The 17461-nt window shown below is 48.1% G+C and carries 17 protein-coding genes and 2 pseudogenes; 11 read left to right on the top strand and 8 right to left on the bottom strand.

What is annotated here, in order from left to right:
• Positions 1-73: 73 nt before the first annotated feature.
• Entirely contained in the window at positions 74-820 is a 747-nt protein-coding gene (locus ACPXXB_RS09595) for a hypothetical protein (protein WP_423906971.1), read from the bottom strand.
• Between the two features lie 479 nt (positions 821-1299).
• Here ACPXXB_RS09595 and ACPXXB_RS09590 point away from each other — a divergent pair, with 479 nt between their 5' ends.
• Positions 1300-3324 carry a CocE/NonD family hydrolase gene (locus ACPXXB_RS09590; RefSeq protein WP_423906969.1) on the top strand — a complete coding sequence of 675 codons (2025 nt, stop codon included), beginning with the start codon at positions 1300-1302 and terminating at the stop codon, positions 3322-3324.
• A 107-nt stretch (positions 3325-3431) separates the two neighbouring features.
• Here the strand turns inward: ACPXXB_RS09590 and ACPXXB_RS09585 are convergent, their stop codons facing one another.
• The 6 genes and pseudogenes from ACPXXB_RS09585 to speB form a co-directional block, all read right to left on the bottom strand.
• Positions 3432-3872 carry an NUDIX hydrolase gene (locus ACPXXB_RS09585; protein ID WP_423911101.1) on the bottom strand — a complete coding sequence of 147 codons (441 nt, stop codon included), beginning with the start codon at positions 3870-3872 and terminating at the stop codon, positions 3432-3434.
• Positions 3873-3965: 93 nt separating this feature from the next.
• A pseudogene (gene gpmI / locus ACPXXB_RS09580) lies at positions 3966-5612 on the bottom strand (2,3-bisphosphoglycerate-independent phosphoglycerate mutase); the annotation flags it as partial.
• 32 nt (positions 5613-5644) lie between these two features.
• Positions 5645-6232, bottom strand: a complete 588-nt coding sequence (gene rdgB / locus ACPXXB_RS09575; RefSeq protein ID WP_423911099.1) for an RdgB/HAM1 family non-canonical purine NTP pyrophosphatase — start codon at positions 6230-6232, stop codon at positions 5645-5647.
• Positions 6233-6243: 11 nt separating this feature from the next.
• Entirely contained in the window at positions 6244-6978 is a 735-nt protein-coding gene (gene rph, locus ACPXXB_RS09570; protein ID WP_423906967.1) for a ribonuclease PH, read from the bottom strand.
• 102 nt (positions 6979-7080) lie between these two features.
• On the bottom strand, positions 7081-7581 hold the full coding sequence (locus ACPXXB_RS09565) for an N-acetyltransferase family protein (protein ID WP_423906965.1): 501 nt from the start codon (positions 7579-7581) through the stop codon (positions 7081-7083).
• Positions 7582-7657: 76 nt separating this feature from the next.
• A complete protein-coding gene (gene speB, locus ACPXXB_RS09560; protein ID WP_423906964.1) occupies positions 7658-8614 on the bottom strand; it encodes an agmatinase in 957 nt (318 codons plus the stop codon).
• A 232-nt stretch (positions 8615-8846) separates the two neighbouring features.
• Here speB and ACPXXB_RS09555 point away from each other — a divergent pair.
• The 10 genes and pseudogenes from ACPXXB_RS09555 to ACPXXB_RS09510 form a co-directional block, all read left to right on the top strand.
• Positions 8847-8995: pseudogene (locus tag ACPXXB_RS09555) on the top strand (dissimilatory-type sulfite reductase subunit beta); the annotation flags it as partial.
• Positions 8996-9025: 30 nt separating this feature from the next.
• Positions 9026-9418, top strand: a complete 393-nt coding sequence (gene tusD, locus ACPXXB_RS09550) for a sulfurtransferase complex subunit TusD (protein ID WP_423906962.1) — start codon at positions 9026-9028, stop codon at positions 9416-9418.
• Between the two features lie 38 nt (positions 9419-9456).
• A complete protein-coding gene (gene tusC, locus ACPXXB_RS09545) occupies positions 9457-9864 on the top strand; it encodes a sulfurtransferase complex subunit TusC (protein ID WP_423906961.1) in 408 nt (135 codons plus the stop codon).
• A 56-nt stretch (positions 9865-9920) separates the two neighbouring features.
• Positions 9921-10223 (top strand): sulfurtransferase complex subunit TusB, encoded by a 303-nt coding sequence (gene tusB, locus ACPXXB_RS09540; protein ID WP_423906960.1) that lies wholly within the window; start codon positions 9921-9923, stop codon positions 10221-10223.
• A 339-nt stretch (positions 10224-10562) separates the two neighbouring features.
• Positions 10563-11204: a hypothetical protein gene (locus tag ACPXXB_RS09535; RefSeq protein ID WP_423906958.1), complete on the top strand. Its 642-nt coding sequence runs from the start codon at positions 10563-10565 to the stop codon at positions 11202-11204.
• Positions 11205-11244: 40 nt separating this feature from the next.
• Entirely contained in the window at positions 11245-11451 is a 207-nt protein-coding gene (locus ACPXXB_RS09530; protein ID WP_423906956.1) for a hypothetical protein, read from the top strand.
• 196 nt (positions 11452-11647) lie between these two features.
• Positions 11648-11986, top strand: a complete 339-nt coding sequence (locus tag ACPXXB_RS09525) for a TusE/DsrC/DsvC family sulfur relay protein (protein WP_423906954.1) — start codon at positions 11648-11650, stop codon at positions 11984-11986.
• 1679 nt (positions 11987-13665) lie between these two features.
• The gene (locus ACPXXB_RS09520) at positions 13666-14112 is read left to right on the top strand and encodes a tetratricopeptide repeat protein (RefSeq protein ID WP_423906952.1); all 447 of its coding nucleotides are present in this window, start codon (positions 13666-13668) and stop codon (positions 14110-14112) included.
• A 253-nt stretch (positions 14113-14365) separates the two neighbouring features.
• Complete coding sequence (locus tag ACPXXB_RS09515; RefSeq protein WP_423906950.1) at positions 14366-14602, top strand: sulfurtransferase TusA family protein; 237 nt, start codon at positions 14366-14368, stop codon at positions 14600-14602.
• 72 nt (positions 14603-14674) lie between these two features.
• Positions 14675-15787, top strand: coding sequence for an anthranilate phosphoribosyltransferase (locus ACPXXB_RS09510; RefSeq protein ID WP_423906949.1), 1113 nt, complete (start codon positions 14675-14677; stop codon positions 15785-15787).
• Between the two features lie 127 nt (positions 15788-15914).
• Here the strand turns inward: ACPXXB_RS09510 and ACPXXB_RS09505 are convergent, their stop codons facing one another.
• Positions 15915-17450, bottom strand: a complete 1536-nt coding sequence (locus ACPXXB_RS09505) for an AMP-binding protein (RefSeq protein ID WP_423911096.1) — start codon at positions 17448-17450, stop codon at positions 15915-15917.
• Positions 17451-17461 lie beyond the last annotated feature (11 nt).

Genomic DNA, 17461 nt, shown 5'->3' with positions numbered 1-17461 from the left:
CTGCGAAACCGGGTGATACAATGGAAAACCGTTAACTTAATCTTTCTTGCTGACAGATAATTTCAGATGCTGTTTATTGACCGCGAGCGGTTAGCATATATTCATCTGGCGCAATGTCGTTAGAAATACGTTCTCGAATCCGGTCAATTATGGCCGTGCTATCAGTGCTAAACAGACCACATCCGTTTATCGCGTTTCTTAAGTCAATGGATTCACCCAGATATTGATATTCGACTCGGGTGGCTTTGGGCACATGTGCGTTGAGGCTGCTGACACCGATAGTTATGCCGGATAGATAGTCGATGTTGTTGTGATAGTTGGGGTATAGAATGGTGTGGCACACGACCTGGCGAGTCAGGGTTTCATGCTCTGTGAGAAAAATACGGTCAGCAAGGTACAATGCCAGACCACGGTATTTGAAACGGTGGTGATGGCTGGTTTCTAATTCCTTGTCCCACAGGTGCTCCACGGACTTTGTGTAAAACCGATCCTCGTGACGGTACAGGTGGATAAGGCTACGGGCCAGATAACCCGGATAGCCCAAGGCGTGAAAGTGGCTGTAGTAATATCCCTTGTAGCGCTCCAGCAGGTCGATGGAGTTGGGTAACGTATCAATCCACTCGTTAATATCTAATCGGGTTCGTGCGTCATCGGCATCTGCTTGCAACCTGGAATTCTGTTTCTGACGAAATTCCTTTTCGGTCTGATTTATGCTCTCTTGATCGACATCAAAGAAGCGACAGATTCGTTCGAGATTGTGCCTGGACGGATAAACCGTGCCACTTAAATATTTGTTGAACTGTTGTTCGGTTGATTTCAATTAAACGGCAGACGTGTGCCACTGACGGTTGTTGATTACACAGCAGTCTGAGGTTATTGGCGAAACTCGGATTTGGCATGACCTAACTTAAAGTATGAGTGCCAGATAACCTAACAATATTTTCTCCGATGGCCATAAATCAACTGGATTTGACAATAAACCCGGGTTAATTTTTCAAAAGACATAAAGCTAAAACTGTATATTAAGAAGGGTATAGAGACTGCCGGATGCCATGTCGAGCCAGCCGTTAGTTCGGTACATTCAATCAGTATGGCATCGTCATTCCTCAGTCAGGTTTATGTACAACAAAAGATGCTTCCCCAAATCGAGTGGTGAGATTAACATATCCCCCATGATAGACAAATATTTATACGCCCGGATTCCTGATATCAAGGATTCTTATCCTGATGGGATAGTTAGATGAAAGTTATCCACTCAATTTGGGAAGGAGTTTATTTTATTTTACAGGTGACCATCCGATGACCACTGTTACTTCATTTTCGCGTAGCGTTAAGGAAATCGAAAATATCTGGATTACGCTGTCTGATGGACTCAAATTGTCGGCCCGAATCTGGATGCCCGAAGATGCGCCATCGAATCCTGTTCCCGCTATCCTGGAATACCTGCCCTACCGCAAACGTGACGGCACATGCGAGCGCGACACCTTGACCTACCCTTACTTTGCCGGGCACGGATACGTCGGCGTTCGTGTGGACCTGCGGGGAAACGGGGAGTCCGATGGACTCATGCTGGATGAGTACCTGAAACAGGAACAAGATGACGCACTCGAGGTGATCGATTGGCTGACCCGGCAACCGTGGTGCGACGGCAACGTCGGCATGATGGGCATTTCATGGGGCGGGTTTAACAGCTTGCAGGTTGCTGCATGCCGCCCCCATGTGCTCAAGGCCATCATATCGCTGTGCTCGACCGATAATCGTTACAGCGATGATATTCACTACAAAGGCGGCGCTTTGTTGATGGAGAATCTCGGCTGGGCGAGTACCATGTTTTCTTATTCTTCGCGTCCGCCGGACCCGCTGCTACGGCCCGATGACTGGGAGGAGATATGGATGCAGCGGCTCAAGAACACGCCTTTGCTGATTGAAAAATGGTTGAGTCATCCCAACCAGGATGATCTGTGGAAGCACGGCTCCATTGATCGCAACTACGCCGCCATTGAAGCGGCGACGCTGTTGATCGGCGGTTGGCACGACGCCTATTCCAATACCGTGCCGCGCATGTTGGAGTGCCTTGAATGCCCACGGCAGGGAATCATCGGCCCATGGGCGCACAAGTATCCGCATATCGCGGTGCCGCAACCCCGCATCGGTTTCCTGCAAATTGCCGTGCGCTGGTGGGATCACTGGTTAAAGGGCATCGACAATGGCGTTATGACGGAACCGCTCTATCGCGCCTACCTGATGGACGGCATCGCGCCGCAATCCAGCTACCAATTCAGGCCGGGGTGCTGGGTCGCCGAACATCGGTGGCCGAGCGATCGGGTCAAGGCTGCCCGGTTTTTCCTGCGCCCCGATGGACTCAGCCGGGTGTCCGACGGGAATGCGGACACGCGCGCCGAACACCGAATCAACTCGCCCGAAGATACCGGAACCAACGGCGGCGAATTCTGCATCATGTGGTCTGGGCCGGATTGGCCCACGGATCAACGCGATGACGACGCTCGCTCTCTCGTTTTTGACGCCGAGGTCCTGGACGACCCGCTGATTTTATTCGGCGCCCCCGAAATAACCCTCGCGCTTGAGGCCGACCATCCCCACGGAAATGTCATCGCAAGGTTGTGCGATGTGGCGGCGGATGGCGCCAGTGCCTTGATCACTTATGGCGTGTTGAACCTGGCCCATCGGCGCGGTTTTGAGCATCCGCAACCCATGATTCCGGGCCGGCGCGAAACCGTTAAGTTCAAACTGGATGACTGCGGTTATGTTGTGCCGGCCGGGCACCGCATCCGGGTCGCCGTCTCGACCGCTCACTGGCCGTTGCTCTGGCCGTCGGCATGCAACACCACCCTGAAATTATACGCAGCCGAATGCCGCATCGATCTGCCGCGATACGAAAACGCCGGCGGACACGCTGATGGTATGGTGCCGGAATTTCCGCAGGCAGTCACCTGTGAACCATATGACCAGCAAACACTCACTCCCGCGAACAGTTTCCGCAAGGTCACCAAGGACCTTGGAAAGCAGATCACCGACGTGGAAATCCTCAACGATTTTGGCAAGTCGAAGAGCAATGTCCACGGCTTGATCACGCATGAAACCAACCATGAATTGCATACCATCGACCCCGGCGATCCGCTGAGCGCCCGCTCCAGAATCACCGGCACCCAACTGCTACAACGCGACAAATGGAAGACCCTGACCGAGACTACCACGGAAATGTGGTGCGATCAGAATTACTTCCATGTAAAAGCCAATCTGAAGGCATATAAAAACGATAGTCTGGTATTCGAGCGCTCGTGGGACAAGTCAATTTCCAGGTGAATTTGCAGCGGCCAAATTTGAAACAACTCGTGCAAATGAGATTGTAAAGCGAAAATTAAATTTTCCACTCACGCTTTTCCTGATTATACCAACTGATCCAGCGCCGCTTAAATAAGAGATAAATATTCCTGTGCTTGGTAAAGCGCGACGATGCTCTTCGCGTCATCCATTTCACCGGCCTTAACCATTGCCTTGATTTTATGTATGGACAGCCAATGTATTTCCATGAATTCGTGCGCCTGGTGGGCGGTTTCACCTTTGGCAAGGTCGGTGGCGAGGAATATATGCAGCCGTTCGTCGCAAAAGCCGGGCGTGGTCAGGATTGAGCCCAAAGCGTGCCATTGTGCTGCGCCCAATCCGGTTTCTTCCTTGAGTTCTCGTCGCGCTGTTTGTTCTGCGGGTTCATGAATTTCGATGATGCCGGCCGGAAACTCCCAGATCCAATCATTCACGACATGGCGGAACTGCTTGATTATGCAAAGGTTGTTTTTGTCATCCATCGCCACAACCACTGCACCGCCGGGGTGTCGAACAACTTCTATTGCCATGATTTCATCATTGGGCAGTTTTGATGTCTCAAGTCCAAGATCGATCACGCCGCCTCGATAAATCGCTCGTCGATTCGGTTCGTTGGCGAAAGCGATTAATGAAGGCTGATAATCTTCTGGCGCGCGATAACCGAGCAAGTTGAAAACGGTGGCGGCCACATTGGCGAGACCGCCTTCAATGCTGCCATTTAGTTGATAGGCGTCATCGCCCACGCTGTCAACTGCGCTATCCACAATGGCAAAGGGCACCGGGTTTAGCGAATGAGATGTTTTTACGATTCGTTGACCGTCTTTTTCGACAAACATTTCATCGGCGTTGCCATGATCCGCAGTGAATATCAAAATGCCGTTATGTTTTTTAATGCAATCAAGCAAACGCCCAAGACATTTATCGACGCATTCCAAGGATTGCACCGTCGCCGGAATATCGCCGGTATGCCCGACCATGTCGCCATTGGCGAAATTTATTCTGCCGAAGTCAAATTTCCCTGATTCAATCAATTTAATAGTGGCATCGGTGATTTCCACCGCTTTCATTGCCGGCGCCTGGTTGAACTCGCAATTATCCGATGGAATCTCGATATAGGTTTCAAGGGATGGGTCGATATAACCGGATTTATTTCCATTCCAGAAATAGGTGACGTGCCCGAATTTTTGCGTCTCGCTCACGGCAAAGGTGCGCATGCCTTCGGCGCACATGAATTCCACCATAGTGCGTTCAATGAGCGGCGGATTGACCAAATAGTTTTTAGGCACTTTGAGATCGCCATCGTATTGCAGCATCCCGCAAAAATAGACTTGCGGGTAATCTCCACGATCAAATTCAGAAAAATCAGGCCGGGAAGAATCAGAGTGCTCCAATGCCTGGGAAATTTCAATGCTTCTATCGCCGCGAAAATTGAACAAAACCATGCCATCGCCTGAAGCCATTTTCCCGACTGCGCCTTGGTCGTCAACCACCACGAAGGGGGCAAGATATTGATCGGACAGTTTCGGATTGGCTTGGTATTGCCGGTTCACTTCATCCAATGCGCTGGCGACTTCGCGGCCGATTCCCGTGACTTTAGCTAAAACATGGGTATCAAATCCTCGCTTCACCATGCCCCAATCCGCTTGGTATCGATCCATGGTGATGGCCATGCGACCGCCACCGGAGGCAATCCGATAGTTAAAATCTCCGGACATATTTACCTCGTCCAGGACCTCCTGGAGTTGGCCGAGGTATTTTGGCGCCGATCTTGGATCGACATCACGACCGTCCAGCAAGGCGTGTACGCACACCGATGCAATGGCCGATTGATGACAACGTTTTACCAACTGCAATAAATGGTCTATGTGGGAATGCACATTGCCGTCAGACAGCAATCCAAGAAAGTGGATGGTTTTGCCCTGTTTTCCACGCGCTTCGATTTCCTGCCAGCACTCGCTTTGATAAATGCCGCCGCTCGCAAATGCCGCGTTAACCAGCTTGGCGCCCTGATCAAAAATACGACCGCCACCCAGCGTATTGTGGCCGACCTCGCTATTACCCATATCCGAATCTGTGGGCAGCCCAACATAGGTGCCGTGGGCATGCAGTCGGGTGCTGAGCCTTGATTTCAATAACTCATCGATAACCGGAGTGTTGGCCAGGGAAAGCGCATTGGCAGGCCCTGCCTCAGCCAGACCCACGCCATCGGCAACCACAAGCAGCAATGCGCCCTTTCGTCCCTTGAACGTAACCAGTTTTTGCAGATGCATCAGGATTGTTTATTTCAGAAAAATTTTCATTATTATATCAACTGTCGCCGCAACTGCCGAAGCGCTTTCCCACGATGACTGTTTTTGTTTTTAACCGATGCTGGGAGTTCCGCTGAGGTGCATCCTAAATCGGGAATGTAAAAAACCGAATCATATCCAAATCCATTATTGCCCATCGGTGTATCGGCAATTCGCCCTTCCCATCGGCCATGGAAAATTGCAGGATTGGGGTCGTCGGCACACTTGACCAAGGCAATGACGCAGTGAAATCGGGCATTTCTATTTTCCAGCGGCACGCCCTGAAGCGCAGCCAATAATTTATCGATATTTTCCTGATCGGTGGCGTTTTCGCCGGCATAACGCGCCGAATGGATACCCGGTTTCCCCCCTAAATAATCGACCCCAAGCCCTGAATCATCGGCGATTGCCGCAAGGCCGGTGTGCAGACTCGCGTGCCGGGCTTTAATCAATGCGTTTTCGACAAAACTAATGCCATTTTCATCCGCATCACCCACGCCGTAATCGATCTGTGCGGTGATTTCGTGATCTGAATCGCGTAAAAGTGTTTGGAGTTCCTTGATTTTGCCTGGATTACCCGTGGCCAGAACAATTTTCATTATCAAACAAGAATTTAAGCGTTCTCCAAACTTGAGCGTTGAATTTCGAACAAAGACTGGCACGCTTGCTGGGCATGATCCAACATTTCATTCATAACTTCTCGGGAGAAGGGCGTTCGTTCCGCAGTGCCCTGGATTTCGACATATCTGGCATCATCATCCATCACCACATTCATGTCGGTCTCGGCATGACTGTCTTCAAGATAATCCAGATCTGTCACCACTTGACCTTTATAGATGCCGACGGATACCGATGAAATCGCGCGATGAATCGGATTTTGTTTGATCTTGCCGTCAGCAATCAACTTGTTCACGGCATCAACCAATGCCACATAAGCGCCGGTTATCGATGCCGTGCGGGTGCCACCGTCGGCTTGTAAAACATCGCAATCTATCGTGATCGTGCGCTCCCCCAACAGTTTGGCGTCAATCGCGGCACGCAGAGATCGGCCGATTAAGCGCTGAATCTCAAGCGTCCGCCCCGATTGCCGGCCCCGAGTGGCTTCACGGTCCATACGTGTATTGGTTGAACGGGGTAGCATACTGTACTCGGCAGTGACCCATCCCTGCCTGGAGTTTCGTAAAAAATGCGGAACCCGATTTTCTATGCTGGCGTTGCAAAGCACCTTGGTATCGCCAAAACAAATCAAAATAGAGCCTTCGGCATGCTTGGTGTAATGGCGGATAATACTCACCGGACGCATCTCGTCCGCCATGCGATTGCTTGGGCGATTGCTCGGTCGGGTCATGCTGTCAATTTTTTCGTAGGCGATTCTTTGCGTGTGAGGAGCGGATTATACATTACCCAACTTTGTTATCTGCGGTTCGAATAACAGTTTGAATTGCGCACCCTAAAACTTCTTCTGATACAAAGCAATACTATGATATTTTCCAAACTTTCTCCCAACCTCATCAAACTTTCCGACCAACCTAAACCCTAACCGTTGATGCAAATCAATAGATGCCTGATTGGGCAACGTAATAAACCCATAAGCCCGGTGAATATCTTGCTCAGCAATTAAATCCATTAAAGCGCTATATAGCTTTCCTCCTCGGCCCACAGATTTGATGTCATATGCAATATAAACCGTGGTTTCGGTAGAAGTATTGTATGCGCCCTTAGGCTTAAATCGGGTATTACAGGCAAACCCAATAATCCCGCCACTGTCCTGACCAACCAACAGATTGTAAGGCGAGTCGGGCAGATTAAATGTCCTGACCCATTCAATACGCTGCGCTAAACTCCATTTTTCCGTATCAAAATTTACCGCGGAATTCTCAATATACCAATTCCCGATCCGATTAATCGCCTCGGCATCATCAACCATCGCGGTGCGAATATTAAAATCCACTCAACAATTCCCGCCTCGCTCGGTCATTCCCGCGAAAGAATAAATCCAGTAATTTTCGCCGGAAAATTACAAACACTCAAGCACGGCACGCCATTAAATTTATCATCTCAAATGCAATAGTTGCTGCCGCCAACGCCGTAATCTCAGCATGATCATAAGCGGGTGCGACTTCAACAATATCCGCGGCAATCAAATTCAACCCTTGCAACCCGCGAATAATATTGACCAGTTCACGGCTGGACAGCCCGGCAATTTCCGGGGTGCCAGTGCCTGGCGCATAGGCTGGATCCAGCACGTCAATATCGATGGATAAATATAATGGATGGTTGCCCACCCGCTCCCGAATACGTTTAACCACATGATCGACGCCGTGCGACTCTAATTCGTCGCAATGCACGACCTTAAACCCAAGTTCTTGGTCGCTCTGTAAATCTTCCCGACTATATAAAGGGCCGCGAATTCCCACATGTATGGAGGCATCATCATTAAACAATCCTTCTTCCGCTGCCCGTCGGAATGGCGTGCCGTGGGTATAGGGCGCGCCAAAATAAGTGTCCCAGGTGTCAAGATGCGCATCGAAATGCACCAACGCCACCGGGCCAACCTGTTTATTTACAGCGCGCAATAACGGCACCGCGATAGTGTGGTCGCCGCCCAAACTGACAATGGCATGGGCTTTTGTGAATAATTCGGTGGCTGCGGTTTCGATTTGCTGAATGGCTTCATCGATGTTAAATGGATTACATCCAACATCCCCGGCGTCCGCGACTTGAAGCGTCTTGAAAGGTTCGGTGTCGTAAGCGGGATGAAAATTAGTTCGCAAATGTCGGGATGCCTGACGGATTGCCTGGGGGCCAAAACGCGCGCCGGGTCGATAACTGGTGCCGGAGTCGAAAGGAATTCCCAAAATGGCGACATCGCAATACGGCACATCTCTCAATTCAGGCAATCGGCAAAATGTGGATGGCCCGGCATAGCGGGGAATTGCAGTTCCGCTAACCGGCTCGATAGGAGGCGTTTTTTTATCGTTCATGCAAGGTTCTCACTGTTGATTATGGAAACAAGCCAAGTCGTTATCCGCATTCCAATTTGGTGAAAGGGCGCGGGGGAGTAAAAATTCGCGGCGCCTTTTGTCACTGCGATTTTGTGACGAACAGTATAGCATTATCAATACTGCCTGATATTTAATCCCGCCAGTCCGTTTTTTACGGCACAATTAGCCATGATGAGCAATAGGTACTACGAAACTGTCGATAATCTTGAAAAAAGACTGGGAAAGTATCAATGACTGGATCGAGCGTATCGGCTGGTCACGATTCTTTGAGCGCACTGGATTGCCGTTGTCAAGCGCCATATTGATCATTGGCGCGGTTCACGCAAGAATTTGAAATCGTCAACTTATATCCGATTGTAATCACAGCAGAACCCCTGAAAAACTACTGATATGAAATTCGGCATAGTGATCAACGAGGGCCCATACCAGCATCAGTCATCTGATACGGCTTACCATTTCACTAAGGCGGCGTTGGCGGCCGGTCATACGATAGTGCGTGTTTTTTATTACCATGACGGCGTCAACAACGGCACCAATCTGGCTACTCCGCCAAAGGATGATCGCGATATTGTCAAGCGCTGGTCGGCGTTGTCAAAGGAGCACAATCTTGATCTTGTGGTTTGTGTGGCGGCTGCCCAGCGGCGCGGAATTGTTGATGCCGACCAAGCCAAACGAAACCGCAAAGCAGCCGAAAATCTTGCCGACGGATTTCGAATATCGGGCTTGGGACAATTGATTGAGACCGGAATTCAAGCCGACCGTTTGATGGTGTTTGGCGACTAAGGGCAGCGGCAGGCAAGTCAACGAGCGGGTAAGTTACGATGAGCACGATAAAGAAATTTATGTACATAAATCGAACTGCGCCATATGGCTCGATTTATTCGCTGGAGGGGCTTGAGGTTGCCTTGATTGGGGCCGCATTCGACCAGGATGTGTCTATGGCGTTCGTCGACGATGGCGTGTTTCAACTAAAAAAAGGACAAGATACGTCAAAATCCGGCATAAAGAATTTCTCGCCGGCATACCGCGCCTTGGGCGACTACGACATTACCACGTTGTATGTGGAAAAGGAGTCTTTGCAGGCGCGTGGCTTGACCGTTGAGGATCTCATGCCGTTAACCTATGAAGACCAGAATGACGACTATCAGGAAAAACCATCCATTCGTGTGGTTGATAGTGAACAACTCGCGGATATCATCGCCGAGCAGGATGTTCTGCTTAATTATTAGACTATTAGCCGTACCTATTAGCCTCGCCTGTTAGCCTTGCATATTAGAGTGGTCAAATGTTACATACCGTGAACAAATCACCGTTTGAAAAAAACAGTTTCAATACCAGTTTGCGACTGGCCAAGAAAGGCAGCGATATTTTGCTGATTGAGGACGCGGTCTATGCGGCATTGAAAGATTCGGCGATAGAAAAAGCCGTCAAACAGGCGGTGACAATGCACAGCATATACGTTCTTGAGCCAGACCTGATGGCAAGAGGACTGCAGCCGGCGCGTCTGATTAAGGGTATTCAAATTGTGGGATACGAAGGGTTTGTCGATCTCGCAGTAAAAAATGACAAAGTTCAATCTTGGTTGTAAGCAGTGTGAACAATATCCATGGCTAGTCTCCTGCAATATCATCTTGCCCTTCATGCCTCGGCCGACAATCTTCGGTACGCCTCCTTGATTCAGTGCTAGCCAGAGACCTATAATTTTGCGACCATCAAGGCCTCGCAACTGGCACGGGTGGTGCGGCAACTCAACAACCGACCACGCAAATGTCTTAGCATGAAAACGCCGAATCAAGCACTGTTCGGCATACTACCCTCTGTTGCACTTCAGGGTTGAATCCACAGACCCATACAGACTATTGACAACACGCCTTGGAGAGCGCATAACAGCAGTCAAGACTATCAACATGAGGGTGTTAACAAGGTAATGAGTAAGAAGTTAGCTTTTAGTTGTGTGATGTGTTTAGTCTTCTTTTTTTGGGGGAAAAGTGTTTTTGGCCAAATGAATAAAGAAGATCACGCGGATATCAGTTTGCACTGTCAGCATTTTCCACTGAATTGCTTGCAAGAGGATGTGGGTGAATTGTTGCAACAAAAACAAATGGCAGAGAAACCTTTGCCTTGGACGCCACATGAATCAGGCCAGTCAATCTTTGCAGCAATATCGGAGATAAACAAGATAGCTGAAAGAGAAGATATCAACTGGGCTAATGTTGATATGGACGCTCTTTGGGAGCATTTGAAGGATATGAATTCGTTGATGATATACACAAGTGTTGAAAAACAAGAATTATCAAATGGTCTTGTGATGAATGTAACAGGTGATGAAAATTCCACCAGAGCCATGGATACAATGATTCCTGCCCACTCAGATTTCTTGAGGAGCGTACGGCCAAAGTGGGATATTTCATTTAGAAAAGTTGAAAAGGGGCATTCAATCCGTGTGGTATCTGAAGATGACAATGAAGCTCTAAAAATAAAAGCTCTTGGATTTTCAGGTTTTATGGTTCAAGATGATCACCATGCAACTCATCATCTCGGAATTGCATTGGGCCAACACGTTCACTAACGTTAAGTTTATTCGTTTTTAGCCCTAGTGGAAAAATAACATGATTTGCAATATAAAACGCTTGCGTGCCGAGTATAATAACGTTGTAATTTTTGATATTTGTGGTGTGCAAACTGATGGGCATTGCTGTCTGATTTACGGTGCTTCAGGTTCTGGAAAATCGACTTTCTTGAAAGGGTTGGCTAGTAGCAATTGTGCTCTTGCTTCTGAAACAAGCCAAATACCGTTAACAAATACCGCCAATTAAGAAATCCCGCCAATCAGATAATAAATGCTTGAGAATAAAATTCGACAATTTGAGTGTCACCACCGTAAATCAGAGTTTCCTTAAATTTTCATTAAATAAATGAGGAAACAGAAGATGCGAAGAAAACGACTTCGATTGGTTCAGAATTTACCCACGCTAATCCGCGTAGACTCTTTTTCTGATAGAAGAAAGCACAATGGCAGAACTTCTCGAATTTAACGGTCGCACTTACGACACCGATGAAGAGGGTTATCTCGCTAACCTGTCCGATTGGAATCCTGAGATCGCTGATTATATGGCCAAGCTGGATGATTGCGATTTGGACGAGAATCGCTGGGAGGTGATTAATTTTCTGCGCGCATATTACCAGAAATATCACATCGCGCCTGCGGTGCGTGTATTGACAAAATTTATCGGTAAAGAATTGGGCAAGGACAAGGGCAACAGCAAATATCTTTATCAATTGTTTCCGTATGGCCCGGCTAAACAGGCGTGTAAATATGCTGGATTGCCCAAGCCGACTGGTTGCGTATAATCGGCGCCCACAGATTGCGCACTTCGCATCTCTAAATATTATAAAGGAACGAGTGCGAGCTTGAATTCTACTTCGCACCCCTTTGATTTTAAAGGAACGAGCACGAGCTTGAATTCAACACCAAACTTAAACACAGCCAATACTCGATGCCACGTTCCAAGAATTTATAAACGAGGTGAACACCAAACTTAAACAAAGCCAATACTCGATACCACGTTCCAAGAATTTATAAGCGAGGTGAACAACATACTTAGACGAAGCCTATACTCGGCGCCCGTTCCAAAAAATAATTAAACGAGGTGCACTTCGCACACCTACTATTTTTGAGGAACGAGTGCGAGCTTGAATTCTACTTCGCACCCCTTTGATTTTAAAGGAACGAGCACGAGATTGAATTCAACACCAAACTTAAACAAAGCCAATACTCGATGCCACGTTCCAAGAATTTATAAACGAGGTGAACAACATACTTAAACGAAGCCTATACTCGGCGCCCGTTCCAAAAAATAATTAAACGAGGTGCACTTCGCACACCTACTATTTTTGAGGAACGAGTGCGAGCTTGAATCCAACAACATACTTAAACGAAGCCTATACTCGGCGCCCGTTCCAAAAAATAATTAAACGAGGTGCACTTCGCACACCTACTATTTTTGAGGAACGAGTGCGAGCTTGAATCCAACAACATACTTAAACGAAGCCTATACTCGGCGCCCGTTCCAAAAAATAATTAAACGAGGTGCACTTCGCATACCTACTATTTTTGAGGAACGAGTGCGAGCTTGAATCCAACAACATACTTAAACGAAGCCTATACTCGGCGCCCGTTCCAAAAAATAATTAAACGAGGTGCACTTCGCATACCTACTATTTTTGAGGAACGAGTGCGAGCTTGAATCCAACAACATACTTAAACGAAGCCTATACTCGGCGCCCGTTCCAAAAAATAATTAAACGAGGTGCACTTCGCATACCTACTATTTTTGAGGAACGAGTGCGAGCTTGAATCCAACAACATACTTAAACGAAGCCTATACTCGGCGCCCGTTCCAAAAAATAATTAAACGAGGTGCACTTCGCATACCTACTATTTTTGAGGAACGAGTGCGAGCTTGAATCCAACACCAAACTTAAACGAAGCCTATACTCGGCGCCCGTTCCAAAAAATAATTAAACGAGGTGCACTTCGCATACCTACTATTTTTGAGGAACGAGTGCGAGCTTGAATCCAACACCAAACTTAAACGAAGCCTATACTCGGCGTCCGTTCCAAAAAATAATTAAACGAGGTGCACTTCGCACCCCTTTGATTTTAAAGGAACGAGCACGAGCTTGAATTCAACACCAAACTTAAACGAAGCCTATACTCGGCGCCCGTTCCAAAAAATAATTAAACGAGGTGCACTTCGCACCCCTTTGATTTTAAAGGAACGAGCACGAGCTTGAATTCAACACCAAACTTAAACGAAGCCTATACTCGGCGCCCGTTCCAAAAAATAATTAAACGAGGTGAATGATTCGGGCACGAGCATATATGAAAAACCCAAACTTTTTATATTTTCTAGGCTCGGCGCTCGTTCTAATAATTCCAAAACGAAGTGTACCTCAGGAAGATCAACCTTCCGGCAATCAAACCTAACCTTAATGCTGTTTTCCCAAGTTCTGGAAGCGAGACCGGTATGATGGACAGCAAAGAAATGAGTTTAAAAAGCGGCATCGCTGCATTTGAAACTAAAAATTTTACCATGGCAATGAAACTTTTGTCGCCGCTCAGCGAGGCTGGCAATGCCGAAGCACAATACCGAATGGCGATAATGTATCAAAATGGTCTGGGGGTCGTGGCCAACGAACTGCTGGCGTTTAAATGTATGGTATCCGCAGCGAAACAGGATCTGAGGTTCGCACAACATGGCTTGGGATTTATGTATTTAGAAGGTGAATGTATTGGCAAAGACGCGATAAAAGCGGTTGAGTGGTTTACCCGCTCAGCCGAGCAGGGGCTAGCGGGGTCACAATCCACATTGGCCATAATCCATGAAGAGGGGCGTGGGCTTCCTGTGGATCGGGAAAAAGCCAGACAATGGTATCGACGCGCTGGCTTCACTGACAAAGCCAACACAATCTGATTTTACCACTGGCTAATTCTACGGCTGAACTGAATTTTGTTGATTCACCATCCGCATTTTTTCAAAAAAATCCACCCACAAATCTAAAAGAGTCATTTTGGCTGTTGGGTTATTGGATGTTGTTGCTCGGATAACGCCAGGACGGCATTATTCAGAACTTCCATATTTAACAAGGTTCAAGACAACTGAATGGTGCTAAAATGAATGTAACTCATTGTAATTTTACCATGACTGGATATGGAGGTTATTATTTATGATTGATTTTGATCAAGAGCTTGATGCGCGCGGGCTCAACTGCCCGCTACCCATTTTGAAGGCAAAAAAGGCACTGGGAGGGCTTGAGCCCGGCCAGACGCTTCGGATTTTGGCAACCGACCCAGGATCGGTAAAAGATTTTGAAGCCTTTGCAAATCAAACGGGTAACGAGTTGCTGGAATCGTCCCAATCAGAAAACGAATTTCAATTTGTATTGAAAAAAATAACCTGTTAAAGCGTTAGCCACGCGGTTAACGATTTTGTTCTTTATATTTGACCTTGATATCATTGCAAGCGGCTACCAACGATGAATGATATGGCCAACCCACAATCGCGAATGCGGGTCTATCTACAACTTATTGCCACTGGGCCGGAATTAAGCAAATCACTTGACCAGGCCCAGGCTGAAGACGGCATGTCGATGATTCTCGATGGCGAAATTGATCCGGTTCGGGCCGGTATATTTCTCATCGCGTTACGAATGAAACGCGAGAGCGACGCAGAGAATATAGGTGTTTTAAATGCCTTGATCAAGAACACACGGACGCAACAAACCGCATCACCCGAGATTCTTGCCGTGGCAGATCCATTCAATGGTTGCCTGCGCGGCTTGATTGCAACACCCTTTCTGCCCGCGGTGTTTGCGGCATGTGGTCTGCCAACCTATACCCACGGACTCGAATCAGTCGGTCCAAAATATGGCATTACGACACGCATGGTTCTCGAATCTGCCGGAAAAAATGTTGACAAAAGCTTGGCCGATGGCACCGCCTGCCTGGACAATACCGAGGTAGGCTGGACCTATCTCGATCAGAAACACTACATCCCTAGTCTGCATGATCTGGTTGAATTACGCGACACAATGGTCAAACGAAGTTGCTTGTCAACGCTGGAAGTCGTATTGCGCCCGTTGTTTGGTTGCCGCTCAACCCATTTGCTCACTGGATTTGTGCACCAGGCGTATCCGCCGATTTATGCGCTGCTGGCGAAGCATTGCGGATTCGATTCAGCCATGATTATTCGCGGTGTTGAAGGCGGATGCATCCCTTCACTGAGTCAGTTATCACGATATTTCTCGTATCGGGGTAATCAAGCCATTCAATTACATCGGCTGGTGCCCAAGGAATTGGGCATTGAGCAGGATGCGCGCATGGTTGCCATTCCGAATCAGTTTGCAGCCGTAATGAAACAAACCGGTTTTCAGAACACACAAATACTTGATGCTGTAGTAGCGCATAACCTAGAGCGGGGTCTCGATGCCCTGGCAAATAAGCCGGGAGCAATGCATGACAGTTTGGTTTATGGTGCGGCGATTGGTCTCATGCATGTTGGATTGGCGGCAAGTTTATCGGATGGCGCGCAACGGGCCAGGAAGGCAATCGCAAGCGGCGACGCGCTGGCGCGCTTTCAAGCAGGTTAGTCCAAAGCAGGATGATGGCTCAGCATTATCTGAAAGGAGGCGGCGCACGAATCTGTGGTACGAATGAGCTATAACTAATTGAAAGAATTATGAAAACGTTAGAATCAGTCGCATTGTGCAATCTGACCTAAGTGCTTGCCAAGGTTTGTTGCAGTTTAAGTCGTTGTATCTTCCCCGAAGGCCCTTTGGGCAGTTCGTTCAAAATGCGAATACGTTTCGGTGATTTTACTTTGCCCAGCCGTTTTTCACAGTGCTCAAGAAGCGTGGATTCGTTACATGTTGTATTGGGTTTCAGAGATACCGCAGCCATTACTTCCTGGCCGTAGTTTTTGTCTGGCACGCCGAACGCAGCGGCCTCCAGCACACTGGGATGTCTGTAAAGAACGTCGTCGATTTCTCTTGGTGCGATGTTTTCACCGCCTTTAATGATCAATTCCTTAATCCGGCCAGTGACAAAAACGAAACCCTGATCATCGCAGAAACCAATGTCTCCTGTATAAAACCATCCATCATCGTCTATAGCCTGTTGGGTGGCCTCGAGATTTTTGTAATAACCTTGCATGATGTTATCTCCGCGTACGGCTATTTCGCCCTGAGCATAAGCTGGAATTTCACGTCGGCTGGAATCGACAATGCGAACCTCGTTGCCAAAGGCAATACCGGGAGAACCCACTTTGCATTTGCTGCGATTCATCGGGTTTGACAAAATCTGGGCCGCACATTCGCTAATGCCCATGGTTTCAATAATGGGAACACCGAATAACGATTCAAAGGTTTCACGGGTTGCCGACGGCAGGGCGGCCGAGGCGGAACGGGCAAAACGCAATTGTTTGTTCAATAGCGTTTTATCCGGGCCGAGTTCGGGGTTGCTTTGTCGATGTTCAATCAGATAGGAGAATATGGTGGGTACCGCACTGTACCAGGTACACTGATGATCAAGAATCCAGTTCCAAAATCTGGAAATGCTGAGTCGGTGACTAATGACGACGCTGCCGCCGCTCACCAGTGGCGCCATGATCGAAACCATTTCAGCGTTGATATGATAAAGCGGCAAGACACAAAGACTTCGATCTTGTGCGGTAAGTTGGTGTGCCTGAACGGTGTTATCGCCGCCTGCAATTACGTTTTTATGGGATAAAAGAACGCCTTTTGGCCGACCGGTGGTGCCAGAGGTATAAACCATCAGTGCCGTTTGGTTGCTCTCCATCGGTGCATTGCTTTTCTCGGCGGTCAGGGATGCGGATGCCAGATCAACGGGACCGGTATCTTCATTGCATTGGACAATATCGACCAAGGATTCAATTTTTTCAAAAATATCGACAAACAACAGTCGGTAGTGGCTCGAACAGAAAATTATTTTTAGATCGGAATGCTCGATCACGTATTCGATTTGCTCCGCGCCTGCGACGACATTCAAAGGCAGAACTACTCGACCCGAATACATAATCCCCAGCATTAGAGTCGCAGTCCAACAACCATTACCCATCATCAATGCAGCGGTTTGACCGCGTTCAATGCCACGCTGGTCAAGGTATTTTTCGATTTGCCGGGCATGGTGTTGCAATTCGCCAAAGCTAATGCGCAAATCGCTTTCGGCTGAAAGCAAGAAATTGGTATTGGGATAAGCCTGGGCGCACTGGTCAATCAGACCGCGAACCGTCACATTGGCCAAGG

It is taken from the genome of Candidatus Spongiihabitans sp. (genome assembly GCF_965237845.1).
Taxonomy (GTDB): Bacteria; Pseudomonadota; Gammaproteobacteria; order Arenicellales; family Poriferihabitantaceae; genus Spongiihabitans.
The sequence above is the reverse complement of the archived record's forward strand: the minus strand, read 5'-3'. Positions and strand labels throughout refer to the sequence as shown.